The sequence below is a fragment of the Winogradskyella eximia genome (assembly GCF_003386165.1).
GTDB lineage: Bacteria > Bacteroidota > Bacteroidia > Flavobacteriales > Flavobacteriaceae > Winogradskyella > Winogradskyella eximia.
Genome location: NZ_QRDV01000017.1, coordinates 1 through 5163, shown reverse-complemented (window position 1 = coordinate 5163; position 5163 = coordinate 1). Strand labels below are relative to the sequence as shown.

Here is a 5163-nt window from a genome sequence, read left to right as displayed (position 1 = left end):
GCGTGTATATTAACCTTACTCCTCTCTTTTGTCTTTTCTGATTTATCCTTAAATTTAATGAATTGTAAACTTAAGACGTGTATAATTAATTGCTTTGGTCGTTGCTTATTTGGAAAATTCCTTCGGAATTTTCTCGGGTTCGTTTTTGTTTACTAAATTAGTTGCTTAACCACGCAACTAACCATACACAAACACGTTAGGTGTAAGTTAAAAGAAACCGCAAAATATGAACTATTTCCATATCCAAAGAATTAACGGAATTAGAAAAGAATGGAATAAAGGAGATTTTTCGGAAACTGGAAATAATGACTTTTATAAGGGAATTCTAGAGGGAATTGAAAGAAATTCTAAATACCCAACTAACGGAAAAAGACTTATCCAGAATTCTAGGGAATTATTGTCTAATGAATGGATAAACTCTCTAGATTATGAATCTAAAGATTATGAAAAACTGTTTTATAAGACCCAAGATTTATGCATCGACTTCGAAGGTTTAGCAACTAACCTATTTGAATCCCATTTACAGTATCTGAAATGGATAAGAGAAGAAATATTTGAAAATAGCAGATTAAAAATAAATCCAAACCTTCCATCAAGAAAAAAGTGCTTATGGTTATGTGACAAAAAAGGACTTGAAAATTGGTGGAATACATTTGAGACCTCTGAAAACAAAAAAATAATAGAATTAGAATTAGATAAAATGGAAAAATTCATATTGCAGATGCTGAGTTTTTGAATTTAGATACTTACAGCATTAACGAATTTGATATTGCTTCAGAGAAATATTGGAAAGGAGAAATGAATACTGAATTAGATATTGAAATTTTATATGAAGGAAAATTTAAAGTGATTAACGAATATAAGAATATTGAAAACATAAAAACCTACACCTAACATCGCATAAAAATAATGCGTAGATTAGTGCTTAATCACAGTCTAGTGCTTTTTTGTTACTTCTGATTTTCCTGCGGAAAATCCTCGCACACAAAACCGCACTATTCTTATACGTAACCGTTATGTGTAATGAAACAACCAAAAACACCGAAAATATAAAAAACTAATTAATGAAACACTTATTTATTATTACTATTTCTTTGCTGAGCATTTCCTGTAATATCAAAAATAAAGATCAGAAAAAGTTAGATTTTGTGGAGTTTGACTTTCATTTTGATACAGAGTCAAATGAAATGCCGTACAATTTTTCTTCATATTGGGATACCTTTCCTACAATTGTCGATAGAACAGCATGGGAATTTGCCAAAATCGGAAACATAGAAAGGATGCATGAGATTTGGGATATGAAAGAATCAATTGAAATTGGACTTACGCAGGAACAACGAGATAGTTTTGGCCTCTACAAAGCAATGGATGCAATAGATTACATATTGAATGAAGCTGAAGAGCACCAAGTAGTCATCATAAATGAAGCTCATCAAATGCCCCAACATCGAATTTTTACCACTCGACTACTTGAAGGACTAAAAAGAAGAGGTTTTAAGCACTTAGGAATGGAAGGATATTTTAATACGTCTCAAGCAGATTCAATTATGCAAGCCAATGGTTATCCTATTCTTGATTCCGGATATTATACACAAGAACCTCAATTTGGCAATTTAATAAGAACTGCCTTCGATATGGGATTCAATATATTTGGGTACGAAAGCAGTGGAAATGCTAATGGGAAAGAAAGAGAAATTAATCAAGCCAGGAATATTGAATCCTATCTAAATCGATACCCCAACGAAAAGATATTAATTCATTGTGGTTTTGATCATGTGTACGAAGGAGATATGCCTAACAATTCCATGGGTTGGGGAAAGGCGATGGCAGGGAGATTGACGGAATTTACAGGAATCGACCCATTAACAATAAGTCAGACAATTTATTCTGAAAAGGGTAATAGGGATTACGAAAACTCGTATTATCAGATTACAGATCTAGAAAAACCTAGTGTTTTTGTCAATGAATCTGGTGAGCTATTTGGTCAGCAACGAAAGAAAACCTCTATTGATTTACCACCTATGGGTACATTCAGGTATGACATAGCAGTTTTCCATCCAAGAAGTAAAAAGTACGATCGTCCGCAATGGATGGTGTATGGTGATCGTAAAGAAGTGGAACTATCATTTGTTGAAGAAAATATCCAGTGCCCATGTTTGGTACTTGCCTACAAAAAAGGTGAGAAAGTAGGCAAAGCCGTTCCTTATGATATACAAGAGACGAATGATAAGAAGGTTACATTAGTTTTAGATAAATCCGACTTTGAAATTGTCATTTTGAACCAGAAGAATATAGCCTTAAAAGCTGAATTTAACTAGGCATCATAGCAAAACTTTATTTTCAAATCCTAATAATGGGAATGGTCAGAGTGGCGTACAAATCCTCTTAAGCAAAAGCCATTGATTTTTATGAGATGGGAGATATGGTGGAATAGATGAATTAATCCAAATTAAAGAATAGAAACACCACACATAACAACGTATATAGCTCATAGCTAATTAGTTGCTTAGTTCAAAGTTAAGGCATTTTTGCAAGTCCACCAAATTTTTTAATTTGGCTTATTGAAAAGAAAAGGTAATAAGAAAATTAAAAAATTCGGCTCGTGCTTAACCAAATAGTTATAGCTAATTTGCACGCTACGAGCCATATACACGACCGTTGTGTGCCATTTGGCTACGTTACCAAGATTTGGTATATTTGAGTAAAAATATAGTCAAAATGGGAAAAAACACATCAATATCACTCGGAAATCATTTTGAGGATTTTATCAGAGAAGAAGTAAATTCAGGTAGATATGGTTCGGTAAGCGAAGTTATCCGTTCTGCATTACGTTTGCTGGAACGCGAAGAAAAAAAGGAAAGAGAATTAATTAAAGCTCTCGAAGTAGGTGAAAATAGTGGTTTTATTGAAAATTTTGACCCAAAACAAAACCTGACTGAATTACATCGCAAACACTTATAAGTAAAAACAAATATCGAATAAGTAAACAAGCGATTGATGATTTAAATGATATTTGGGTATATACTTTTCACAAATGGTCTAAAGAACAAGCCGACAGATATTACGACTTGATAATCGGAGAGATTGAATTTATAGCGGACATCTATCTAATTGGAAAATCGGCTGAACAAACTCGAAAAAACTATCGAGTAACGAAAATCAAATCACATCTTATTTTTTACAGAAAGGTTGAGAATGAAATTGTCGAAATCGTTAGAATTTTACATCAAAGAATGGATATTAAAAAACGACTGAAATAAAAAAACTGCACACAACAACGTATAAAATTAATTACTTGGTTATAGATTACTTACGAAAGTCCTCGCGGACTTTCAATCTGTGATTTATTTGCCAAATTTAGTGCTTAAACAACGCAACTAATCTTATACAAAACCGATGGTATGAAATTGCCTGCGGCACGTAGAATCGCGTTTTGCAAACGCTTCCCTTCTACTAATTCCATACCATCGTTTATAAAAGAAAAATCAATAAATGCTCAAATTGGATATGGCATAAGTGCACCTTATGAAAGTGTTGATGACATTGCTGACCAAGGATTTTTTGCTCAAGGAGAATTAGTTCTGAAAGCTGCTTCTTGGTTTGAACTTAGACCATACGCTGGTTTTATATTGACAAGTTCAAATGGAAAAGACTTAAATGACAATCCCACAAATGAAAAAGCAGAATCAAAAGCGTTTTTACTTGGAGGAAAAGCAAGGGTTCGAGCACCAATTCCTTGGGTAGCACCTTATGTTGAGATTGGAATTGGAACTTCTATTGGAAAATTTGAAACATTAACAGCATTTGACAATATTGATAAAGGTGGAATAATTTATCACATACCTTTTGCGTTTGGACTCGAATTAGGAAAAAATAATAATGTTGACTTAGGATTTACTTATTATTTCCAACCGTCAGTCGAGCAATTTGTTGGAGCATTTTCAGTTGGAATTACATTTCCTCTGAATAATAAAAAATAACGTTTTACAACACTGTATATAATTTATTGCTTGGTTCTAGCCTACTTACGAAAATCCTATCGGATTTTCTATTCGGTTTTTATTTGCTAAATTAGGTGCTTAAACACGCCACTAATCATACATAAAAACGTTACCACACATTTAACCAACGAACTTACATCAAAACTTATGAAAAAACACAAATCTTTTCTTATAATATTAATCTTGTCACTAATTTTTATTTCTTGCGATTCTGATGATTCAAATGATATTGCAAATGAAAACTTGAACCTGAAATTGATAAAAATTGATTTTTTTGATTCTGATAACAACTTAACAGGAACAACAAATTTTATTTATGATGAGGAATTAAGGTTGATTGCACAACAAGATATTAATGGAAATGATATTTTTACTTACACATACGAAAACAATAAAATAAAAACAATAACAAGTAACGGAGGAACTATCATAAATTACATTTACGAGAATGGATTTATTGTTTCAAGTTCAAGTACAATAAATGGTGTTTTATCACCAAACGTTTTAGAATATGAATATGATAGTATGAATAGATTAATTAATACTAAAATCTATGTAAATGGAAACTTAAATTGTGAAATAGACGATACATTAGACGACCATAATAATATTGAGATATCTGTCAGTTCTTGCCAAGGCAATCAACCTAACCAAGATAGTTTTGAATATGACGAAATGAAAAACCCAAGTTCTTTATATTTTAATCTAGAATTGTTAAAAGTTTTACGAGTCGGAACTAATAACTCTATAGAATCTTATGATAATGATATGAATCTCACTTCCTCTAGTTCTTATCAATATAATAACGAAGATTATCCATCTGTTTCCATTATTACTAATACAATACATAATACTATTTATGGACTATCAGAATTTAGATATGAATATACTTATGAAAATATTGAGTAGAATAATAATAAAAAAAGTGTGGTAACAACGTTTATAATTAATGGCTAGTTCTGGCTTGCTTACGAAAATCCTCTTGGATTTTATATTCGGTTTTTATTTGCTAAATTAGGTGCTTAAACCACGCAACTAATCTTATACATCAACGTTGTAAAACATTATGACCCGTCCTGAATAAAGGCTACATAATTTTAAACATTATGTACAAAAATGACAAAGTAATTAGACGGTATTCAGAACCTTTTAAACTGAAAAT

The 5163-nt window shown here is 31.7% G+C and carries 7 protein-coding genes; all 7 read left to right on the top strand.

Annotated features, from left to right (window positions below; genetic code table 11):
* The first annotated feature begins 226 nt into the window (after positions 1–226).
* Entirely contained in the window at positions 227–736 is a 510-nt protein-coding gene (locus DFQ10_RS18315; protein WP_115818900.1) for a DUF2441 domain-containing protein, read from the top strand.
* Positions 733–894: a hypothetical protein gene (locus tag DFQ10_RS18640; RefSeq protein WP_181897671.1), complete on the top strand. Its 162-nt coding sequence runs from the start codon at positions 733–735 to the stop codon at positions 892–894. The genes DFQ10_RS18315 and DFQ10_RS18640 overlap by 4 nt, the downstream gene beginning before the upstream one ends.
* 170 nt (positions 895–1064) lie before the next feature.
* Positions 1065–2318 carry a hypothetical protein gene (locus tag DFQ10_RS18310; RefSeq protein ID WP_147299255.1) on the top strand — a complete coding sequence of 418 codons (1254 nt, stop codon included), beginning with the start codon at positions 1065–1067 and terminating at the stop codon, positions 2316–2318.
* Positions 2319–2718: 400 nt separating this feature from the next.
* Positions 2719–2961, top strand: coding sequence for a type II toxin-antitoxin system ParD family antitoxin (locus DFQ10_RS18305; protein ID WP_047414192.1), 243 nt, complete (start codon positions 2719–2721; stop codon positions 2959–2961).
* On the top strand, positions 2958–3260 hold the full coding sequence (locus DFQ10_RS18300; protein WP_115818898.1) for a type II toxin-antitoxin system RelE/ParE family toxin: 303 nt from the start codon (positions 2958–2960) through the stop codon (positions 3258–3260). Before DFQ10_RS18305 ends, DFQ10_RS18300 begins: the two co-directional genes overlap by 4 nt.
* A gap of 141 nt (positions 3261–3401) precedes the next feature.
* A complete protein-coding gene (locus DFQ10_RS18295; RefSeq protein WP_245940781.1) occupies positions 3402–3980 on the top strand; it encodes a hypothetical protein in 579 nt (192 codons plus the stop codon).
* Between the two features lie 168 nt (positions 3981–4148).
* Positions 4149–4910, top strand: a complete 762-nt coding sequence (locus DFQ10_RS18290; protein ID WP_115818897.1) for a hypothetical protein — start codon at positions 4149–4151, stop codon at positions 4908–4910.
* Positions 4911–5163 lie beyond the last annotated feature (253 nt).

Bases quoted from the DNA above. Each gene is read 5' to 3' on its own strand.
- DFQ10_RS18295 (WP_245940781.1), top strand. From the start codon at position 3,402: ATGAAATTGCCTGCGGCACGTAGAATCGCGTTTTGCAAACGCTTCCCT.
- DFQ10_RS18290 (WP_115818897.1), top strand. From the start codon at position 4,149: ATGAAAAAACACAAATCTTTTCTTATAATATTAATCTTGTCACTAATT.
- DFQ10_RS18305 (WP_047414192.1), top strand. From the start codon at position 2,719: ATGGGAAAAAACACATCAATATCACTCGGAAATCATTTTGAGGATTTT.
- DFQ10_RS18310 (WP_147299255.1), top strand. From the start codon at position 1,065: ATGAAACACTTATTTATTATTACTATTTCTTTGCTGAGCATTTCCTGT.
- DFQ10_RS18315 (WP_115818900.1), top strand. From the start codon at position 227: ATGAACTATTTCCATATCCAAAGAATTAACGGAATTAGAAAAGAATGG.